This window comes from Nitrospira tepida (assembly GCF_947241125.1).
Lineage (GTDB): Bacteria > Nitrospirota > Nitrospiria > Nitrospirales > Nitrospiraceae > Nitrospira_G > Nitrospira_G tepida.
The window spans coordinates 1,366,745-1,385,738 of the sequence record NZ_OX365700.1 but is presented as its reverse complement, the minus strand read 5'-3'; the positions used below and the strand labels follow the sequence as shown (position 1 = coordinate 1,385,738).

The 18,994-nt window shown below is 60.6% G+C and carries 17 protein-coding genes, 2 pseudogenes and 1 riboswitch; of the genes and pseudogenes, 7 read left to right on the top strand and 12 right to left on the bottom strand.

Annotation, left to right across the window (positions count from 1 at the left end):
• Window positions 1-94: 94 nt before the first annotated feature.
• Entirely contained in the window at window positions 95-835 is a 741-nt protein-coding gene (locus tag QWI75_RS06545; RefSeq protein ID WP_289267894.1) for a hypothetical protein, read from the bottom strand.
• Between the two features lie 254 nt (window positions 836-1,089).
• On the opposite strand from QWI75_RS06545, the gene QWI75_RS06540 reads away from it, so the two are divergent.
• On the top strand, window positions 1,090-1,968 hold the full coding sequence (locus QWI75_RS06540; protein ID WP_289267893.1) for an undecaprenyl-diphosphate phosphatase: 879 nt from the start codon (window positions 1,090-1,092) through the stop codon (window positions 1,966-1,968).
• Between the two features lie 71 nt (window positions 1,969-2,039).
• Here the strand turns inward: QWI75_RS06540 and lspA are convergent, their stop codons facing one another.
• The 3 genes from lspA to nadA form a co-directional block, all read right to left on the bottom strand.
• Window positions 2,040-2,567 carry a signal peptidase II gene (gene lspA / locus QWI75_RS06535; RefSeq protein WP_289267892.1) on the bottom strand — a complete coding sequence of 176 codons (528 nt, stop codon included), beginning with the start codon at window positions 2,565-2,567 and terminating at the stop codon, window positions 2,040-2,042.
• Window positions 2,564-5,428, bottom strand: coding sequence for an isoleucine--tRNA ligase (ileS, locus tag QWI75_RS06530; RefSeq protein WP_289267891.1), 2,865 nt, complete (start codon window positions 5,426-5,428; stop codon window positions 2,564-2,566). Before ileS ends, lspA begins: the two co-directional genes overlap by 4 nt.
• An 86-nt stretch (window positions 5,429-5,514) precedes the next feature.
• Entirely contained in the window at window positions 5,515-6,660 is a 1,146-nt protein-coding gene (gene nadA, locus QWI75_RS06525) for a quinolinate synthase NadA (RefSeq protein WP_289267890.1), read from the bottom strand.
• A 211-nt stretch (window positions 6,661-6,871) separates the two neighbouring features.
• Window positions 6,872-6,974: riboswitch (TPP riboswitch) on the top strand.
• An 87-nt stretch (window positions 6,975-7,061) separates the two neighbouring features.
• On the opposite strand from nadA, the gene thiC reads away from it, so the two are divergent.
• From thiC to ygfZ, 5 genes are all read left to right on the top strand, one after another.
• A complete protein-coding gene (gene thiC, locus QWI75_RS06520; protein ID WP_370693623.1) occupies window positions 7,062-8,969 on the top strand; it encodes a phosphomethylpyrimidine synthase ThiC in 1,908 nt (635 codons plus the stop codon).
• 98 nt (window positions 8,970-9,067) lie between these two features.
• Entirely contained in the window at window positions 9,068-9,868 is an 801-nt protein-coding gene (locus tag QWI75_RS06515) for a sulfide-dependent adenosine diphosphate thiazole synthase (RefSeq protein WP_289267888.1), read from the top strand.
• Window positions 9,869-9,946: 78 nt separating this feature from the next.
• A complete protein-coding gene (locus tag QWI75_RS06510; protein WP_289267887.1) occupies window positions 9,947-10,471 on the top strand; it encodes a tetratricopeptide repeat protein in 525 nt (174 codons plus the stop codon).
• 56 nt (window positions 10,472-10,527) lie between these two features.
• Complete coding sequence (locus QWI75_RS06505) at window positions 10,528-10,902, top strand: PleD family two-component system response regulator (RefSeq protein WP_289267886.1); 375 nt, start codon at window positions 10,528-10,530, stop codon at window positions 10,900-10,902.
• A complete protein-coding gene (gene ygfZ / locus QWI75_RS06500) occupies window positions 10,899-11,999 on the top strand; it encodes a CAF17-like 4Fe-4S cluster assembly/insertion protein YgfZ (RefSeq protein ID WP_289267885.1) in 1,101 nt (366 codons plus the stop codon). Before QWI75_RS06505 ends, ygfZ begins: the two co-directional genes overlap by 4 nt.
• Window positions 12,000-12,040: 41 nt before the next feature.
• Here ygfZ and QWI75_RS06495 read toward each other — a convergent pair whose 3' ends face one another.
• The 3 genes from QWI75_RS06495 to QWI75_RS06485 form a co-directional block, all read right to left on the bottom strand.
• The gene (locus QWI75_RS06495; protein WP_289267884.1) at window positions 12,041-12,523 is read right to left on the bottom strand and encodes a hypothetical protein; all 483 of its coding nucleotides are present in this window, start codon (window positions 12,521-12,523) and stop codon (window positions 12,041-12,043) included.
• A gap of 58 nt (window positions 12,524-12,581) precedes the next feature.
• Window positions 12,582-12,827 carry a CBU_0592 family membrane protein gene (locus QWI75_RS06490; protein WP_289267883.1) on the bottom strand — a complete coding sequence of 82 codons (246 nt, stop codon included), beginning with the start codon at window positions 12,825-12,827 and terminating at the stop codon, window positions 12,582-12,584.
• A 170-nt stretch (window positions 12,828-12,997) separates the two neighbouring features.
• On the bottom strand, window positions 12,998-14,527 hold the full coding sequence (locus tag QWI75_RS06485) for an alkaline phosphatase D family protein (protein WP_289267882.1): 1,530 nt from the start codon (window positions 14,525-14,527) through the stop codon (window positions 12,998-13,000).
• A gap of 133 nt (window positions 14,528-14,660) precedes the next feature.
• Between QWI75_RS06485 and QWI75_RS06480 the strand changes: the two genes are divergently transcribed.
• Complete coding sequence (locus tag QWI75_RS06480) at window positions 14,661-14,900, top strand: hypothetical protein (RefSeq protein WP_289267881.1); 240 nt, start codon at window positions 14,661-14,663, stop codon at window positions 14,898-14,900.
• Between the two features lie 483 nt (window positions 14,901-15,383).
• On the opposite strand, the gene QWI75_RS06475 is transcribed toward QWI75_RS06480, so the two are convergent.
• The 5 genes and pseudogenes from QWI75_RS06475 to QWI75_RS22700 all read right to left on the bottom strand — a co-directional run.
• Window positions 15,384-16,259: a transposase gene (locus QWI75_RS06475; RefSeq protein WP_289267880.1), complete on the bottom strand. Its 876-nt coding sequence runs from the start codon at window positions 16,257-16,259 to the stop codon at window positions 15,384-15,386.
• Window positions 16,260-16,372: 113 nt separating this feature from the next.
• Entirely contained in the window at window positions 16,373-17,260 is an 888-nt protein-coding gene (locus tag QWI75_RS06470) for a restriction endonuclease (protein WP_289267879.1), read from the bottom strand.
• A 45-nt stretch (window positions 17,261-17,305) separates the two neighbouring features.
• Window positions 17,306-17,821, bottom strand: coding sequence for an IS5 family transposase (locus QWI75_RS06465; RefSeq protein WP_289267878.1), 516 nt, complete (start codon window positions 17,819-17,821; stop codon window positions 17,306-17,308).
• 113 nt (window positions 17,822-17,934) lie between these two features.
• Window positions 17,935-18,114, bottom strand: a pseudogene (locus tag QWI75_RS22705) (transposase); the annotation flags it as partial.
• A gap of 120 nt (window positions 18,115-18,234) precedes the next feature.
• Window positions 18,235-18,399, bottom strand: a pseudogene (locus QWI75_RS22700) (BsuBI/PstI family type II restriction endonuclease); the annotation flags it as partial.
• Between the last annotated feature and the right edge of the window lie 595 nt (window positions 18,400-18,994).

Here is an 18,994-nt window from a genome sequence, read left to right as displayed (position 1 = left end):
CTTGTTCATCGGGCGCGCGCGAGCCCCAAAGCAGGAAGGGGCTGTTTGCCGCCGCGGCAAACAGCCCCTTCCTGCTACCGCTCCAATCCTTGCCCTACGGGCTGACCGTCACGCGATCCTTGATGACGTCATAGGTTTCTTTGGGCACCACGTTCTTCGCCACCAGCTCTCCCTTGAGCCGGTAGGGACGATTGCTCACGATTTTCTCCGCCACATCTTTTGTCACACCCAACTGCTCCACCATTTCACCGGCGGTCGCCTTGTTGAGGTTCAGCGGAGCCCCGGCTCCCATCGGAGGCAGCCCGGAGGGCGCCGCCTTGGCCCCTAGCCCCGGGGGGGGCGCAGCCGACGGACCCGGAACCGGCGCGCCCGGCAGCGACAACGAGGGCGGCTGCGCGCTCCCCGGCACCGGCACGGGGGAACGATCCTTCAGCTCCTTTTGATAGCGGGCGACCAGCGATTTGAGCGTCTCGTTATGCCGCTTGACGTCCTCGTATTCGTGACGGAGGCTCCGCTGTTGCGCGCTGAGCTGCGCCACCTTCTGTTCCAGTTCCTTCGTATGGGCATCCACGGAAGACCGCTCCTTGTCGCGGCCATGTTCGATCCGTTGCAGCTCGTCGCGCGCGGCCTGGGCTTCGTTGCTGAACTTGACGTTCAGCTCCTTGAGCGTCTTGACCTGCTGCTCCAACGCGGTTTTTTGCGAGCGGGTTCGCTCCAGCTCGGTCACCGTCGCATCCTTTTCGGCAACAACCTCATTGTACTTGCCGGAACTCACACAGCCGCCGACAAGGCAGGCCGTCAGAAGTGCTCCTGTCACGGCGTAGATGGGTTTCATGGACTCTCTCCTTTCGCGTTTCATGATCCTGCAAGTTGTGGGGTGGGGACAGAGGCTCGGCCAGCTATGCTGTCATGTATTGTATCACCTCGCTTTTGTCAACTCATTTGCATTCTCAGCCGGACGGGACGCGCCGCCTGAGGGACAGGCGGACGAATCCTCGGATGGCTTGACGCGCACAGCCGCCTCTGTGATGATGGCCGCATCGCACCTCACCCGTCTCTCCGCCGTCACCGTCTCAAAGGAAGGTTCTCGTGAATGAATGGGGTCCGGAACTGGCTGTGCTGCTGGGTCTTGTCGAAGGGTTGACGGAATACCTGCCTGTCTCCTCCACAGGCCATCTCATTCTGGTCGGCCACGCCGTCGGGTTTACCGGCGAGGTTGCGTCCAGCGTCGAAATTTCCATCCAGCTCGGCGCGATCCTCGCCGTGATCGTCTACGAATGGGACAAGATCAAGACGCTGGCCGGGCGGGCCTACCGCGATCAGATCGGCTTCCGGCACATGGCGGCGGAACGGGCGCATTCCTCATGGACTCTCCTGCTCCAAGAGTCGTTTCGGCTCCACCCAAGCCTGTGGTTCATCGTCGGAATCGGGCTGGCCTTTCTGCCGGCCGCCCTGGTGGGCGTTCTCGCGCATGGGTGGATCAAAGCCCATCTCTTCACGCCTGACACAGTCGCCCTCTCATCGATCGCGGGGGGGCTGGTCATTCTCGCGGTCGAAGCCATGAAGGATCGTCCGCGAATCAAGGAACTGCCTCAGGTGACGCTCTCCCATGCCTGGTGGATCGGCCTGGCCCAGTGTGCCTCGTTGATTCCCGGCATGTCCCGCTCCGGCTCCACGATCGTCGGCGGGCTCCTGGTCGGCCTCGACCGAAAGGTCGCGACAGAGTACTCGTTTTTTCTCGCCCTTCCCACACTCGTCGCCGCGACCCTCTATCAATTCCTGAAATCGCACGCGCTCATGTCCCAAGCCGACCTGTTGGCGCTCGGCATTGGGCTGGTGGTGTCGTTTCTGACGGCCTGGGCCGTCATCGCGCTGTTCATGGGATTCGTCAAGCGCCACACGCTCCGGGCCTTCGCCTACTATCGGATGGCCTTAGGCGCGCTGGTCCTGTATGTGTTCGCGGGCTAACGGCAAGTCGAGACATTCAACGATGACCGGGGAACACGATCGCCTTCGCTGGCAGACGACGCCCGGTTGGATTAGGCGTCGGGCCGGACCGCGGCCGACGGTGGAGGGGCGTCGGCTTTCTTTTCCAGCGCAAAGTGCAGGATGAGAAAAAAGACCCCGACGCTGATCGCGGCATCCGCCACGTTGAATGCCGGCCAATGGTACTGCCCCACATAGAAATCGAGAAAGTCGATCACTTCGCCGAAGCGTACGCGGTCCAGCAGATTGCCGACGGCCCCACCGAGAATGGCGGCGATGCTGTATTGCCCCATGAGATCCCGCTCCGGCAAACGGATCAGAATGGTCCCGAGCAGCACGACGGCAAACACGGAGGTAAAGGCGAAGAAGATCAGGCGGAAGCCGGTGCTGCTGCCCGCCATCAGACCGAACGCGGCGCCGGGATTCCGAATGTAGGTCAGGCTGAACAGGTTGGGAATGATCGGGATCGACTCATGCAGTTGCATCGACTGCATGATCTGGAGCTTCGTCAGTTGGTCCGCAAAGACGACCGCTCCGCTGACCAGCGCCAGCAGCAGAAATCTGGTGCCGGCGGCGGTCACCGGATCGCCTCAAGGCACCGGTCGCAGAGCGTGGGATGGCTGCGATCCTGCCCCACGGACGACCGGTAATTCCAGCAGCGTTCGCACCTGGGTTCCGTGGATTTCTGAACGGTGAAGCGCATTCCTTCGGCCACAGGCAATGCCGCTGATTGCTTCAGGTCAACACTCGAAACAATCAGAAAGCTGGGCAGATCAGTGATGTACTGAGCAAGAAATTCATATTGCTGCTGATTCGCCTCGATAAGCACATGGGCTTCGAGAGACGAGCCGATGACCTTCTCTCGCCGTTTCTCCTCCAACGCCGCTTGCACAGCCGTCCGCACTTCCAGGAGCCTATCCCACCGTTGAGCCAGCGCCGCATCGTTCCACTCCGGAGGAGCCTCCGGGAATGAAGCGAGGTGCACGCTCCAATGCCCCGGATCGGGCACCGCTCCCTTGGGCAATATGCGCCAAATCTCCTCGGCGGTGAAGCTCAGAATGGGCGCCATGAGCTTGGTCAGCGCCACGAGGACGTCTAGCAACACTGTCTGCGAACCGCGCCGCAACGTCGAGTCCTTGCGGAAGGTGTACAGCCGATCCTTCAGGATATCCAAGTAGACGGCGCTCAGGTCCACCGAGCAAAAGTTGTTGAGCTGGTGGAAGATCGAATGGAATTCAAAGGATTCGTAGGCGGCCTTGATCTTGGGGATCAGTTGGTTGAGCCGCAGAAGCGCCCAGCGGTCGATCTCGGGCAGCCGTTCATAGGCCACGCGATCATGCAGCGGGTCGAAATCATAGAGGTTGCTCAGCAGGAACCGGCTCGTGTTGCGGATCTTGCGATAGGCCTCGACCAGTTGCCCCAGGATCTCCTGCGAGATCCGTAGGTCTTCCCGATAGTCCTGCGCGGACACCCACAACCGGAGAATTTCCGCTCCATACTGTTTGATCACGTCCTGGGGAGCGACCACGTTGCCGGCTGATTTGGACATCTTCTTGCCCGCCCCGTCCACGACGAACCCATGGGTCAGCACGGCCTTGTAGGGAGCGCGCCGGTCGGTGGTGACCCCGGCCAACAGGGCGCTGTGAAACCACCCTCGGTGCTGGTCCGACCCCTCTAGATACAGATCCGCCGGCCACCACTTGCATGGTTTCAGCACAGCGGCATAGCTCACCCCTGACTCGAACCAGACGTCCAGGATATCCTTTTCCTTCTCAAACGTCGTGCCGCCGCACTTGCCGCAGGTCGTTCCCGCCGGCAGCAACTCGGCCGCCGATCGGCCGAACCACACATCGGTCCCGCCCTGTTCGACCAGGGCCGCCACATGTTCCACGATCGTCGGATTGACGAGAATGGTGTTGCAGGCGGTGCAGGAGAACCCGACGATCGGCACCCCCCACACCCGCTGCCGTGAGATGCACCAGTCGGGGCGGTTCTCGATCATGCCGGTGATCCGGTCGCGCCCGTAGGTCGGAATCCATCGCACCCGCTCGATTTCCGCCAGCGCATCTTTCCTGAGGTCGTTCGCCTCCATCGAGACGAACCATTGTTCCGTCGCCCGAAAAATGACCGGGCTTTTGCATCGCCAACAGTGGGGATACGAATGGGTCAATGCCCCATGTCCAAGGAGCCGCCCGTTCTCTTGCAACCGTTCCACGATCCGAGGATTGGCCTTGAACACATGCTGTCCGGCAAAGTCCGGGACCGTCTCGGTGAACCGGCCGGAACTATCCACAGGCGCTAAGACTTCAAGTGGCTGCTCAAGAACCTGTGAATACGGAGAAGAGTTGTATCGAAGGGCCAATTGGTAATCTTCTTGACCGTGACCAGGAGCGATGTGAACGCAACCTGTACCTTGGTCCAACGTAACGAAATCGCCATAAAGAACAGGAGAGAGTCCTTCAGAAAGAGGCCTCTTGCATAGCAACCCTTCCAGCTTACCTCCGGAATGTATTTGTCTTGGATCAGCAGTACCTAACCTTCCTCTTACAGCTAACTTCTTGTACTCTGTTAGTCCACAAGCCTTCATTACTGCTTCCAACAACTTATCAGCGATGATCAGAACCTCATTCCCCACTTGGACAAAAGCGTAATCAAACTCTTCATTGATACATACGGCTTGGTTTGCCGGAAGCGTCCAGGGAGTTGTCGTCCAGATCACGATCGACACAGTCTTAACTTCAGAGGGAAAATTGATCTGGAGATTCGCTCTGTTAGAAAGCTCTTGGGGTGACAACACAAAAGGGAATCTGACATAAATCGAAGGCGATCGGTGGTCGGCGTACTCCACCTCCGCTTCTGCGAGCGCCGTTTGGTCCTGCGTGCACCAGAGCACCGGCTTGAGTCCCTTATAGACGCCGCCGCGCTCGACGAACTTGCCCAGCTCGCGCACGATCTCAGCTTCATAGGACGGGGTCATCGTCAGGTAGGGGTGGTCCCAATCCCCGAGCACGCCGAGGCGGCGGAACTCGTCGCGCTGGATCTGATAGTATTTTTCCGCGTACTCCCGGCAGAGCCGCCGGATCCCGATCATGTCGAGCCCCTGCTTCTTGCTCCCCAACTCTTTCAGAACCTGATGCTCGATCGGGAGACCGTGACAGTCCCACCCCGGCACATACGGGGCCTGGCACCCGGCCATGGTCTTGGACTTGATGATGATGTCTTTGAGAATTTTGTTCAGCGCGTGCCCGATATGGATATGTCCGTTCGCATAGGGAGGCCCGTCGTGCAGTATGTACAGAGGCCGGCCACGCCCGGCTGCCTGAATCGTCTCATACAGCCGCTGTTGGTCCCACCAGGCGAGCAGCTCCGGCTCCCGCTGCGGCAAATTCGCCTTCATGGGGAAGTCGGTCTGGGGCAGGTTCAGGGTCGATTTATAGTCCATCACTGAGCCACATACACGAAGATTCGCCCGGAAGTCCAGCGTTCGGGATCGGTTGGGAGGAAGGTGGGAGTCGCTCGGGGGGCCGATCAGCTCAGATCCATCATCCGATCGAGCGCCACTCTGGCCCACTGCTTCTCGTCGTCTGGGACGGTGATGTGATTCACCACCCGCCCCTCCGCCAGATTTTCCATGGCCCAACAAAGGTGCGGCGCATCGATCCGGAACATGGTGGCGCATTGGCACACGGTGGAGGACAGGAAAAAGACCCGCTTATCGGCCTGCTCCCGCTTGAGCCGATTGACGAGATTCAGCTCCGTGCCTACGGCCCAGGTGGTCCCGGCCGGCGCCTCGCTCACCGTGCGGATGATGAATTCCGTGGACCCGACTAGATCGGCCTTGTTGACCACGGTTTCATGACATTCCGGATGAACGATTACGGTCGCATCCGGATATTGCCGCCTGAAATAGTCCACATGGGACGGCTGGAACATTTGGTGGACGCTGCAATGGCCTTTCCAGAGGAGCAGTCTGGCCTTGCCGAGAGCCTCCGCTGAATGGCCGCCGTTCGGGAGGAAAGGATCCCACACGAGCATCTGTTCCGGCGGCAAGCCCATCTTGTTCGCCGTATTGCGCCCCAGGTGTTCGTCCGGGAAGAAGAGAATCTTTTCCCGTCTGGCCCAGGCCCATTCCATGATTGCCCGCGCGTTCGACGAGGTGCAGGTGAGCCCCCCATGTTCGCCGCAAAAAGCTTTCAGATTCGCCGCAGAGTTGACGTAGACGACCGGCAACACCGTCTCTTCGACCGGCATCACCCGCCCCAACGATTCCCAACATTGTTCCACCTGCTCGATCGCCGCCATGTCGGCCATGGAACAACCGGCTGCGAGATCGGGAAGGATGACGGTCTGCCGAGACCGGCTCAGGATGTCGGCGGTCTCCGCCATGAAATGCACGCCGCAAAAGACGACGTAGGGGCGATCCGCATGCCGCTGCGCGAGCTTCGCCAAGAGCAACGAGTCTCCGCGGAAGTCCGCATGCACGATCACTTCGTCGCGCTGGTAATTGTGTCCCAGCACCATCACGCGATCGCCCAAGCTCCGCTTCGCCTCAGATGTGCGGCGATAGAGTTCGTCCGGGGACAGCGACTGATACTCGGAAATGGATCGACACTCGGTCGGACGAAAGATGTCCGAATCGACGGGATGGCCGAGCACGGGCAATTGAACGCTCATCTGCACCTTTCTAGAGGGAATTTTATGAATTCTACGTGACGCATCCCCAACAATCAACGGACCCAGAAGCACTACCGTTGCGCCTTCTCCATAGGTCCCCTGGACCGGACGGAGCTCTGCATCCTGGAGTCGAAGACCTGCGAGGGAATCAGGTTCGCCCCGGAGAACATTGACACTCTCCGAACGGCAGGTGTACGATGCCTTGCGTTTGTCTCACAGCTAGGGGAGCCGAAAGGCTGAGAGTCCGGACCACCGGGCGACCCTCTGAACCTGACCTGGATAATGCCAGCGTAGGGAAGCGGCCATCTCGACACCGTTGTCCGGTTTCAAGCCGCACCCTCGTTTGGTGCGGCTTTTTTGTTTGCAGCGACGACCAAGAGAGGAGCGGTTCTCACATGACCATGCTCGTGACTCCCACAGGCTCTTCCCCTCAGGACGGAACCACGCCCCCGATCACGACACAGCCTCTTCCGGGGTCGCGAAAAACCTATGTCTCCGGCCGATTGCCCGGCGTCCGCGTTCCGATGCGGGAAATCGAGACCTCCCCGACCCGCACGCCGCAAGGAGAAGCTTCTCTTAAGGAAACAGTGGTGGTGTACGATACCTCCGGGCCCTATACAGACCCGACTGCCAAGATCGATGTCCGGCGCGGATTAGCCCCACTTCGCCGGCAATGGATCCTCGATCGGGGCGATGTGGAAGAGCTGCCGGACCTCACCTCGCAATTCGGACGGGCTCGCGCCCAGGACCCCAAGCTCGCTTCCCTGCGGTTCCAACACATCCGGAGACCGCTCAGAGCCAAGGCCGGAGCCAACGTGACCCAACTCCACTATGCGCGGAAGGGCATCATCACGCCGGAAATGGAGTTCATCGCGATCAGGGAAAACCAGTGGCGCGAGCAAGCGGCCGCCCACGGCGCCACAAACGGAAACGGAAATGGCCGGGCGGGCGGCGTCCCTGAACATCCGGGCCAAGCCTGGGGCGCGGCGATTCCACGCGCCATCACCCCGGAATTCGTGCGCGACGAAGTGGCGCGTGGCCGGGCGATCATTCCATCGAACATCAACCATCCCGAAAGCGAGCCGATGATCATCGGCCGGAACTTCCTGGTCAAGATCAACGCCAACATCGGTAACTCCGCTATCGCCTCCTCGATCGAAGAGGAGGTCGAGAAGATGGTCTGGGCGATCCGGTGGGGGTCCGACACGGTCATGGACCTCTCGACCGGCAAGAACATCCATGAGACCCGCGAGTGGATCATCCGGAATTCCCCGGTGCCGATCGGCACCGTTCCGATCTATCAGGCCCTGGAGAAGGTCGGCGGCCGCGCCGAGGACCTGACCTGGGAGATCTATCGCGATACGCTGATCGAACAGGCCGAGCAGGGCGTGGACTACTTCACGATCCACGCGGGCGTCTTGCTCCGATACATCCCCCTCACCGCCTCCCGCTGCACCGGGATCGTCTCCCGCGGCGGGTCGATCCATGCCAAATGGTGCCTGGCCCATCACAAAGAGAACTTCGCCTATACCCATTTCGAGGAGATCTGCGAGATCATGAAGGCCTATGACGTCGCCTTCAGCCTCGGCGACGGGCTCCGGCCCGGGTCCATCGCGGACGCCAACGACGAAGCGCAGTTCGCGGAACTCGCCACGCTCGGCGAGTTGACCAAGATCGCCTGGAAACATGACGTCCAAGTGATGATCGAAGGCCCCGGCCATATCCCGATGCAGTTGATCCACGAGAACATGACCAAGCAACTCGACCTCTGCGGTGAAGCGCCCTTCTATACGCTCGGCCCTCTGACCACCGATATCGCGCCGGGCTATGACCATATCACCTCGGCCATCGGTGCCGCCATGATCGGCTGGTACGGCTGCGCCATGCTCTGTTATGTGACGCCCAAGGAACATTTGGGGCTGCCCAACCGGGAGGACGTGAAGGCCGGGGTGATCGCTTACAAGATTGCGGCCCATGCCGCCGACCTGGCGAAGGGCCATCCCGGGGCCCAGGGGCGGGACAACGCCCTGTCACGGGCGCGCTTTGAATTCCGCTGGCAGGATCAGTTCAACCTGTCCCTGGACCCGGACACGGCCCGGACCTATCACGATGCGACGTTGCCGGACCAGGCGGCCAAGGTCGCACACTTTTGCAGCATGTGCGGGCCGCATTTCTGCTCCATGAAGATCACGCAGGATGTCCGGGACTATGCGGCGAAGAAGCAATTGGAAGAGCAGGAGGCCCTGGCCGTCGGCATGCAGGAGAAAGCGGAGGAATTCCGACAATCCGGAGCGGAAATTTACCGTTAACCGTGATTCGCTAGACGTGAACCGGAACAAGTCGGATTCGATCACCATCACTCACTGGTCACGTTCACGTTGCACGATTAACGATTCACGAGGTCCATATGGCCAAGCCTAAACCGGCGCCGCTCAGGGAGCGGGACATCACCCGGCACATCGCCCGGGAATACTATAAGGAGTTCGACCAGCTCATCGAGAGCGACGTGATCATCGTCGGGGCAGGTCCGTCCGGCCTGATCTGCGCCTATGACCTTGCGACGATGGGATTCAAGACCTTGATCGTCGAACAGTCGTTGGCGCTCGGCGGCGGGTTCTGGCATGGCGGCTATCTGATGAACAAGGCCACCATCTGCGAGCCGGCCAATGAGATTCTGGAAGAGATCGGCGTGCCCTGCAAACGGGTCAAGGAATGCGAGGGCATGTACATGGTCGATCCGCCCCATGCCACCGGGGCCCTCGTCGCCGCCGCTTACCGGGCCGGGGCCAAGGTCCTGAACCTGACCAGGGTCGTGGACCTCATCCTGCGCCGGGAGGGGGTGCTGGAGGGTGTGGTGGTCAACAATACGACGGCGGAGATGGCGGGGCATGATGTCATCCATGTCGATCCGATCGCGCTGGAAAGCAAGGTCGTGGTCGATGCCACGGGCCATGACGCCGTTGTTGTGGAGTTGTTGCATAAGCGCCGGCTCTATCAGCCGGTTCCCGGCAACGGCGCCATGTGGGTGTCGCGATCGGAAGAAGAAGTCATGAACCGCACCGGCGAGGTCTATCCGAACTGTTTCGTCATCGGTCTGGCGGTCGCGGCCGTCCACGGCACGCCGCGCATGGGGCCGGCCTTCGGCTCCATGTTGCTGTCCGGCCGTTACGGCGCCGAGTTGATCAAGAAGAAACTGAAAAACGAATAACGTCAAGCGTCATTCGTCACGCGTCAATCGAGCAGAATTTCTGAGATGATCACGCGAATGAAGAATGACCACTGACGAATGACGACAATGGATATTCAGGACTTTCTGATACAGGGCGAAGGCCGCGAAGAGGACAAGCGCGAAGCCTGGCACCTCTTTCAGCAAGCCTTCGAGTTGCAGCGGAAAGGCGAGTTGGAGGAGGCCGTCCGCCTCTACAAACAGTCCATCGAGACCTATCCGACCGCCGAAGCCTATACGTTTCTGGGCTGGACCTACAGTTTCATGGGCCGGATCGACGAGGCGATCGAGGAATGCCATCACGCGATCTCACAGGACCCGGATTTCGGCAACCCGTACAACGACATCGGGGCGTACCTGATCGAGAAGGGCCAATTCGACGACGCCATCCCCTGGTTCGAGCGCGCGATGCAGGCCAAACGGTATGAGAGCCCGGAATATCCGCACCTCAACTTGGGACGGGTCTATGAACGGAAGGGCGAGTGGTCCAAGGCGATCGACTGCTACAAGCGGGCGCTCACGCTGAACCCCAATTACGCGCTCGCGAAAAAATCGCTGGGACGTCTGATCAGCTCGATGAACTAGGGGTAGGCTGAGGTCCAGGTTGAGGTTAACTGAACCTTAACCTAAGCCTTTTTTAAATGAGCAATAAGACCATCCTCGTGGTCATCAACGATCTCTTCTTTTACACCAAGCTGCGCGACGCCCTGCTTCCCCAGGGCTACAAGCTGGAGCGAGCCCGCACGCAGGAGGATTTCTCGTCGAAGGCCGCCGCCAGCCCCGATGCGGTGGTGATGAACTTGAACGACCTCAGCCTGGACCCATTCAGGGCGTTGACGTTGCTGAAAGCCGATCCGCTGTTGGCCAAGGTGCCGGTACTGGCCTTCGCCAACCACGAGGAGGTCGAGACCTGGCAGCGGGCCAAGACGCTCGGCGTGTCGAAGATTGTGTCACGCAATGAATTCTCAGCCCGCACAGGCGCGTTGGTTCAGGAAATCCTGGGTGTCCGCCCATGAAGCGGTTGTGCCTCAGAGACCAGCATGTCGCAGCAGGAGCCCAGTTCGGCGAATCATCCGGATGGGAGGTGCCCCTGCGTTACGGCAATCCGGCGGACGAGCACCGGGCCGTTCGGCAGGCTGTCGGGCTGTCCGACCTGTCCCATCGAGGCAAACTGCGCGTAACCGGCGACGACCGCGTGAAATGGCTCCAGAGCATCATCAGCAACGATCTCCTGCCCCTGAAACCGGGGCAATATCTCTATTCCAGCCTGCTGACACACAAGGGCAAGATGTTGTCCTATTTCCGCGTCTATCTGCAGGAGGAGGCGGTGCTGCTGGAAGACGTGGGTGAAGTCGGGGACCTGACCCATCAGGCGATCAGAAAATTTCTTCTTTACGGAACCAAGGCCAAGCTTGAGAATCTCTCGGAAACCTGGGGACTACTTCTTGTCAGCGGCCCGCGGGCCCCGGAGTTGATCAAGGCTGCTCTTGGGGTCGAGGTCGGCTCCCTCCAACCGCTTCGCTTCCTGAGCCACGATCTGGGCGGCATTCCCATGCTGCTGAGTCGGACGGAAGAGACGGGTGAGATTGATATCGAAGTGCTGCTCCCCGCCGACCAACTCGGCACGGTGTGGCAACAACTCCTGACCGCCGGCCAGCCGCTCGGGCTCACACCGGTCGGGTCAGAAGCAAGGCAGGCGTTGCGCATGGAAGCGGGGCTTCCCGTAGCGGGGCTGGATTTGACGGAGGAGATCGTTCCTCCGGAGGCCAATCTGGAAGGCAAGGCGTTCAGTCTGACCAAGGGCTGTTACCCTGGCCAAGAAGTCGTGGCCCGGATGGACACCTACGGGAGCGTCCGGCGTCACCTCGTCGGGCTTGTCCTCAAGGCCCCTACGATCCCACCGCGCGGCGCCAAACTGTTCAGCGGCGATCGCGAAGTGGGCTGGGTCAGCAGTTCCGTCCACTCCCCTCAGTTGGGGCAGGTCATCGCCTTTGGGTTCCCCTTGCGGGACTTCAGCAAGCCGGAGACCACGCTCACGGTCGACGTCAACGGACAACGGATCGAGGCGGTCGTCCAGACCTTGCCGTTCTACCGGCGTTCGTCCGTCGCCTGATCAATCCCGAAGCAAGCGAATTCAGGACCTGAACCGGCGCGCTACCGCTCCGGATTTCTCGCGGACGTGACGGCCGCGGCAAACTCCAAGAGGGTCTTTCGCTCCGCGTCCTCCAGCGCCAGCAGCAGATGAGCCTCCTCGCCGTGCATCAACCTGAGACTGAGAAACGGGTCCTCTTGCCGTTTCTCACGATTGTTCCAGAGCGCATCGATCACCTGGACCTTGTCCAACTGTCCGACCGAGACGATGTCGTAGCGAAAGTACGAATCCCCGATGACCATGTCGAAGACCACGCCACCCGTCGTCAGTACCAGCACATTGAACCGCCCCTGGTCTTCATATCCCTCCGGCAGAAACTTATTGATATGGAGATGGGCGATCTTGCGATCCCCCAGCGCCGCTTGGATATTCTTCCTGAGCGCGTCGTAATCGATCTGCAACGCCTTCTCATCCGGCCCGGTCGCCGCCACGGCGGCATCCTTGACCCGTTCAAACACCTCGCTTGCCGTCACACTTGCCCCCATCGTCTCGTCCCCTTTCTTGTCTGTGCCATTTCATGGCGATTGCGGAGCGATGGATTCTTCAGGAGGGCCGGGGCAATCGGCGCGCCCGGATCACGCCCATGATCCCAATCGCCGCCCAGGAAAACTCCAAGAGAATAAACCCCGCCTGCTGTTCCAGCACCGCCACCAGGCCGAGCAGCAGCGACCCGATGATATTCAACGCCAAATAGCCGCCGTCCAGCTCGCGCCAGATGCCGTTCTGATTCAATCCATAGGCCACCAGCACCATCAGCGCCCCGATCACCGACAGGATTTGCAGCCACATGGTTTGTTCCCGTTCCGCCCGCGGGTACAGGACAGGACCAGGATTTCCCCTACCGACGGTAGCCTTGGGGCTGTCCTGCGCAGGGCCTCGTACCGTACCTGGTCGGCCTTCGAGAATGCAAGCGACCGGCCATCAGATCCGACTGACCCATCTGTCGTGAGTCCCTCGCGTTATCGCGCCATCACCTGATGGGTGTGGCGGACCGTTCCCTCTGCATCGACAATCTGAACCTGCAGCCGATGACGGTCCGCCGTCACCACACCGAAGTTGAAGTACCCCGAATCGGAGAACAGGGTGGTCGGGCGGAAGGTCGGCGCGGGCGCCACCGGCCGGACCGGGTCGGCCGACAAGGGACCGGCGATGAACTCATGAAAGTCCGGTTCTCCATCGCCCGACGGATCGTAGGCGTTGGCTTGGACGTAATGGACATCGGCGGCCAGCCACACGACGTTGCGGATGTCCTTCGTCACCATCGTCTCGACGATCATCCGCAGTTCATGCTCGAATCCCGTCCCATCTGCGGCCCTGGCCCAACTGTCGTGCCCCGGCGCCCTGAGCGAGCCGCCTTTCCGGCTATTCGAGAGCGGCACGCTGGTCACGATGACCTTCCAGGTCGCCGTCGATTCCGACAGGCCCCGCAACAGCCAGTCCCGTTGTTTCGTTCCCAGCATCGTTTTCTCCGGACCGTCAGGGTCGCTGTTGCGGCTGCGGTACTGCCGGGTGTCGAGGATGAAGAGTTCCACATCGGCGCCGTATCGGAACTTTCGATAGAGCCTCGTCGGGTCATTCTGCGGGGTCCCGATCGGCCAATACTCCAATAGCGCCTGACGCCCCGCCGGCATTAGCGAATCGTACGGGCCCGAGAAATTGTTGCGCACTTCGTGATCGTCCCAGATCGCCAGCACCGGCGTCTCGGCCAAGAAGCGCCTGAGACTGGCCGCGCCCCGCTGATAGCGATGCTTGGCCCGATACTGATCCGCCGTCTGCGCAGCGAACGAGCTGCCGGCGACGTTCGGGGGAGCCGAGCAGATCTCATCCCCATAGACCGTATCCCCGAGAAAGAGCATGACGTCGGCACGTTGGTTCCGCATCCGGTCAAAGATCGGGTATTCCTCCGACCCCGCCCGGCATCGGCCCTGCCCGCCCAGATCTCCGCTCCAGAGCAACGTGATCGGACTGTGCTCCGTGGAGAGCGGCGCCGTGCGAAACGTCCCCTCCTCGCTCGGCTTGGCCACCTCGCGGAAAGCGCCGGTCGCATCTCCGGCCGCAGCCCAGAACCGATAGCGATACCTCGTCGAAGGCCGGAGCCCGGTCACGAGCACCTTCACCGTATAATCGTCAGCGGCACTGGTGGCCTGGAGCGCCGTCGTTTGTCCGGCGCCAACCTCCGGATGGTGTTGCGCCTGAACTCGGTCTTGCACCGAATCACCGGTGAGGCTTCCCTGTTCTTCCCACCATTCGGCTTGAACGACCTGCGGCCCGTCGGTCCTGGTCCAGATCACCGCCGTATGGTCCGTGACATCCCCGCTGGCGATCCCCTGCGGAAACGAGGAAGAGGAAAGGGGAGCCTCTGCCGCCTCCGCGAACGGACTGCCGGGCGGCAGACCCTCCTTGTAGGTTGGAGCGCAACTCGCCAGAACAGTGAATAGGCCGGCGGCAAGACTGACAGGCCGGGAAAAGATTGGACGACTACCAAACATACTGCTCAGTCGTTTACCGGAAGGAGCCGCGAGGGTCAAGGCAAGTGTGAGGGAGGTACATTACAGGGAGGTTTCAGGCCGGTTGCTTTCCGAGAACAGCGTTGGGCATACTAAGAGCTGGAAGGTGAACCCCATGATGAGCGAACGTTGTGTGATCCAGGATTGCAGCGGGAAGCCCTATGCGCCGGCGGGCACCGGCGCGATCTGCAGACCCCATTTCGTTGATTTTCTCACCTGGCGCCGCCGCCGCGGACTTCAGATGTTTCTGAAGTACGCCGGCATGACCATGCAAGAGCGTGACGCCATCGTGGAGGAGTGGCGCAAGACCGTCAAGGTCGAAGAAGCGCCGGTTGCGCCTGCCACCAAGACCTGAGACACCTGCCCTTTTACTTCAGTCCATTCGCTCGAGGCTGCACCTTACGCGATCGTTCCTGTGATCCGGTCCCTCATATCCTACGATTCGTTAGGAGCGAGCCCGGCAGGTCACAGTCATCAAGCACTACCTTAAGGTCATTCCAACACCATGATCGCTTCCAGGGGTCAAACAATGACTCCCGACCCCTTTTAACCTTGTTCAGCGCCTCGTTGGGCCGCATGACTACCACCCTCGAACGGTGGAGTAGATGACTTCAGTCCCATCGTGTTCATGGAGGTATTGGAAGTAACCCGGAGGAAGGGCGTGGCAGAACGGCTCCAGGAGGTCATGAACGCGTTCCCAGTCTGACGGTGACAGGCTCCACAAGAACGTGCGAGGGGCTGTAAAAGCGAAGTCACAAGTGGGGTCAGGTCTTGTTATGTGCATTATCGGTGTCCTGCCGATTCACGAAGTCACAAGAAAGCGAAGTCACAAGTGGGGTCAGGTCTTGTTATGTGCATTATCGGTGTCCTGCCGATTCACGATCCGGCTGATGGTCGAATAGTGCAAGCCCACCGCCTGCCCGATCTCGGACAAGCTGTAGCCGTAGTCCACGTGGGCACGGCGGATGACCTCGTTGCGGCGCATGCGGTCGGTGCCGAGTCGGGCGGCAAACAGGTGGCTGAGCTTCGGCCGGGCGGCAAATCGTTGCTCTCGGGGAATCTCCTGAAGGGCGCGCTTGTCCTGTAGCCCCACCCGAAGCCGGTCGATGAACCGCTCGCTCCCGAGCAGCACCTGCCCCTGCACGTGCTCCCATGGGGAGCCCTGCCCCATGCCCTCGGCGACGAAGGCCCGATACTTTCGCTGAGCGGCCAGGCGCTGGCGGCCGAATTGGGAGAGCAGCCAATCCACGGCCAGAAACGGTGGCGTGGCGGCGAGGCCAGCTGTGGCCCGGTAGCTGGACCATGCATACGTCTCTGGTTTGCGGGTGCTTTTCGCGCGCACCGGATTGAGGACCACGTACCGGCACAGCTCCAGCAGATAGCTGTCCCGGTCCACCACAATGGCCTTGAAGCGGCCTTGGAGCACATGGCCCACTCGCCGGTGGCGGCGGTTAAAGGCTTGGGTATACACGCCGTTGAGCTGGCGCATGGCCTTCGAGAGATTCGCCTCCGGCGTTTCCACCAGCAGATGGTAGTGGTTGTCCATCAGGCAATAGGCGTGAAGCAGCAGGTGAAAGCGGTCGACCACACGCGCCAGCACATCGAGAAACCGCTGCCGGTCCTGGTCGTCGAGAACGATGGCGTGGCGGGCGTTCCCCCGAGCGGTGACGTGGTACAGCGCCCCCGGAAATTCAAGGCGAAGCGGGCGGGCCATGCCACCAAATCTAGCTCATCGGCACGCACAACACAAGATCTGACCCTGCTTGTTCCTAAAATCATATTCGGCACGCATATCACTGTCCCCTGCCCGCACGCACTGAGCCTTAATTAGGTGGATGGACTCCTCCTGCCATACTCATGTAGCCAGCTAACGACTCCATCGAAGTCCTTGCCGTCAAGCGCAGGCTCGGTCAGGATGAAGCGCCTTGTGGCTGGCGTGAAATGCGATGTGGTTACGAGAACACCTTTCGCGGCCCGGGTGTTGCCATGCATGATTGTGCCCAGAAGCGCTCGCGCGATCTCAGGGCCGACTGGTCTGCCCGGCGAATAGCGCTTGCATTCGAACGCGAACAGTATCTCTATGCCGTGCACATTCTTGATGGCAAGAACGTCGCGGCCTTCGTCTCCTGATCGTGGGGTCAACACCACCTGCTCGAATCCAAGCTGCTCAACGAGCGCCGCTACAAAGCCCTCGAAATCACGCGCGCCAAGTCGGTGCATCAGCTCCGGATTCCGAAGAACCTGATCGAGCAACACGAGGGGCGCAAACTGCACTCGGCGGAGTCCGTCCAGGGCTTCGGCCGGTATGATCTCGACGAGTTGAGACTCAGCCTGATGCGCAACGTCCGACGAGATATTCTCCGCCTCTTCGAGTTCGACCTCCGCCAGCATCCTCGCGGCTTCAAGGCCCAAACTGATCCGGCGAACGGTCTCGGGAAGACCGCCGAACTCGTACGCCCGTGCCAGCAAGGACAAGTCTGGAAGCGGCCGGACCGCAGCGGCTAGAGCAGCGCTGATGGCCAGCAGCTCTGCTGGGGGCTGCATCAGTCGCTGGGTTCGTTCAATCTCATCAAGCAGGGTCCGGGCGGACAACATCTCAGCCATCACGTCAGCGATCCTGGGCCGACTTTCCAGATAAGCACGAATTTGATCCTGGGCTGCGCTCATGTTATCGGCTACACGTTGAATCTCGCGAAACGAATCCCAGTAGCTCATGGATAATTTGAGGATGGATGAATCTGCGCTAACACTCACTAGAAGTCATTTCAAAACCTTCCGAAGCGTGATCAGGGCACAGGCCAGATGAAAGAAGCCCCCATAAGTGTCCATCAGGCGATCATACCGGACGGTCAGTCGCCGGAAGTTGCCCAGCCAGCCGATCGTGCGCTCCACGATCCAGCGGCGCCGGTAGCGGCGCAACTTGCGCCCGTCCTGAGGGGTGGCCCGCTGGTTATTGGCCCTGGCCGGAATGATCGGCTCAATCCCGCGACGGACCAACAGGGCCCGGGCGGCATTGCTGTCATATCCCCGGTCCGCAATCAGCCGCTCCGGCCGCTTGCGGGGCCGCCCCGGCCGATGCGGGCGTGTCACGGCGATCGTGTCGAGCGTCGCGTCGAGGAGCCGGACCTCCGCCGGGGACGCCGAATCCAGGTATGCTCCCAACGGAGTACCCGCGCCATCGACCAATACCATCCATTTTGTGCCCTTGCCGCGCTTGGTCGGCCCGACGTTGGCGCCCCCGTTTTCGCCGGCGCGAAGCTCCCATCGAGGAAGCACTCGTTCCAGCGCAGTTTCTGCGCGTCATTCAAGTGGGCCAGCAAGGCCCGCCACAGCGTCAGCAAGACCCCGCTGGCTTCCCACTGCCGCAGCCGTCGCCAACAGGTGCTCGGGCTGCCATACCGCTTGGGCAGTTCGCTCCACGGTGCGCCGGTCCACAGAATCCAGAGTATCCCTTCGAAGCAGCGCCGAGCGTCGGCAGGCGGTCGGCCGCCCTTCGGTCGGCGCGGGGCCGGGGGTAAATGGGGACGAATCTGGTCCCATTGCGCATCGGTCAGCTGGCGCCACGCCATGTGTCCTCCTTTCCTTGAAGGCCGTCATGGCGCGGATTCTACTCCTTTTCCGAGGTTTTGAAATAACTTCTAGTGTCTCAAGCTGAGTGGCGCGTAGCGCCGTCCGCTCCAAGCCGGTTGTCAGGGCGAATCGTGCGGCCCAAGGAAGCGCGCACCGTTGAAGTGGATTAGGTGCGGCGGTGCATCTTCCACCCAGACCTCGGTTTCCCACGCGATTTCGCCGAGGTATCGACCCATAACGGATCGGCTTGGGAACGCTGTCACATAGACTAACCCGGCGCGGCGCAAAGCCAGACGGTACGCTGAACTACTGTTGCTCTTCTTATAGGGCGGATTGAGGGCGATGTGGCTGTATTTCAGGAGTGGATCAACAAACAGCCCGCCTGAAAACAGATCCGTTGCGGCAGCAATGAAGTCGTCGCGGGAGTACTTGGAAAGTGTCTCGCGCAGGTAGTCGTGGAGAGACCTGTCCACCTCGAATGCATCACGTTCTACGTGGGTGAATGAAAAACCACCTGTCCGCCACCTTTCAAGAAACGCCGCAGACAGAGAGCCAATGCCGGCTCCCGGATCAAGCAAATAACAATGACCCTCTGCAGCCGGAAACAGGCTGGCCATGAAGCTCGCCGTTCTCACCGGAGTGTAAAACTGTCCGAACTGCGATTTCTTTTTCGCGTCCGTGTTCATCGACACTTGCAGTCTGGCTTGTTCTACTGCTGATGGAAACGGACGGTCTCCCAAACTTTCGTCTTAACAATGTTTAGGCGAACCCGCATAAGAGATGGATCTGCCTGATTTCTGTCGAGATAACACGCCATCAATCTTCCTTCGTGAACAATACGGGAGAACAGGTGCCTTTTCAACGTGTTGCAGCCAGTAG

Excerpts from the sequence above, each read along its gene's own strand:
- QWI75_RS06545 (WP_289267894.1), bottom strand. The coding sequence starts at position 835 with ATGAAACCCATCTACGCCGTGACAGGAGCACTTCTGACGGCCTGCCTT.
- ileS (WP_289267891.1), bottom strand. The coding sequence starts at position 5,428 with ATGGACTATAAATCGACCCTGAACCTGCCCCAGACCGACTTCCCCATG.
- nadA (WP_289267890.1), bottom strand. The coding sequence starts at position 6,660 with ATGAGCGTTCAATTGCCCGTGCTCGGCCATCCCGTCGATTCGGACATC.
- thiC (WP_370693623.1), top strand. The coding sequence starts at position 7,062 with ATGCTCGTGACTCCCACAGGCTCTTCCCCTCAGGACGGAACCACGCCC.
- QWI75_RS06515 (WP_289267888.1), top strand. The coding sequence starts at position 9,068 with ATGGCCAAGCCTAAACCGGCGCCGCTCAGGGAGCGGGACATCACCCGG.
- QWI75_RS06510 (WP_289267887.1), top strand. The coding sequence starts at position 9,947 with ATGACGACAATGGATATTCAGGACTTTCTGATACAGGGCGAAGGCCGC.
- QWI75_RS06505 (WP_289267886.1), top strand. The coding sequence starts at position 10,528 with ATGAGCAATAAGACCATCCTCGTGGTCATCAACGATCTCTTCTTTTAC.
- ygfZ (WP_289267885.1), top strand. The coding sequence starts at position 10,899 with ATGAAGCGGTTGTGCCTCAGAGACCAGCATGTCGCAGCAGGAGCCCAG.
- QWI75_RS06495 (WP_289267884.1), bottom strand. The coding sequence starts at position 12,523 with ATGGGGGCAAGTGTGACGGCAAGCGAGGTGTTTGAACGGGTCAAGGAT.
- QWI75_RS06490 (WP_289267883.1), bottom strand. The coding sequence starts at position 12,827 with ATGTGGCTGCAAATCCTGTCGGTGATCGGGGCGCTGATGGTGCTGGTG.
- QWI75_RS06485 (WP_289267882.1), bottom strand. The coding sequence starts at position 14,527 with ATGTTTGGTAGTCGTCCAATCTTTTCCCGGCCTGTCAGTCTTGCCGCC.
- QWI75_RS06480 (WP_289267881.1), top strand. The coding sequence starts at position 14,661 with ATGATGAGCGAACGTTGTGTGATCCAGGATTGCAGCGGGAAGCCCTAT.
- QWI75_RS06475 (WP_289267880.1), bottom strand. The coding sequence starts at position 16,259 with ATGGCCCGCCCGCTTCGCCTTGAATTTCCGGGGGCGCTGTACCACGTC.
- QWI75_RS06470 (WP_289267879.1), bottom strand. The coding sequence starts at position 17,260 with ATGAGCTACTGGGATTCGTTTCGCGAGATTCAACGTGTAGCCGATAAC.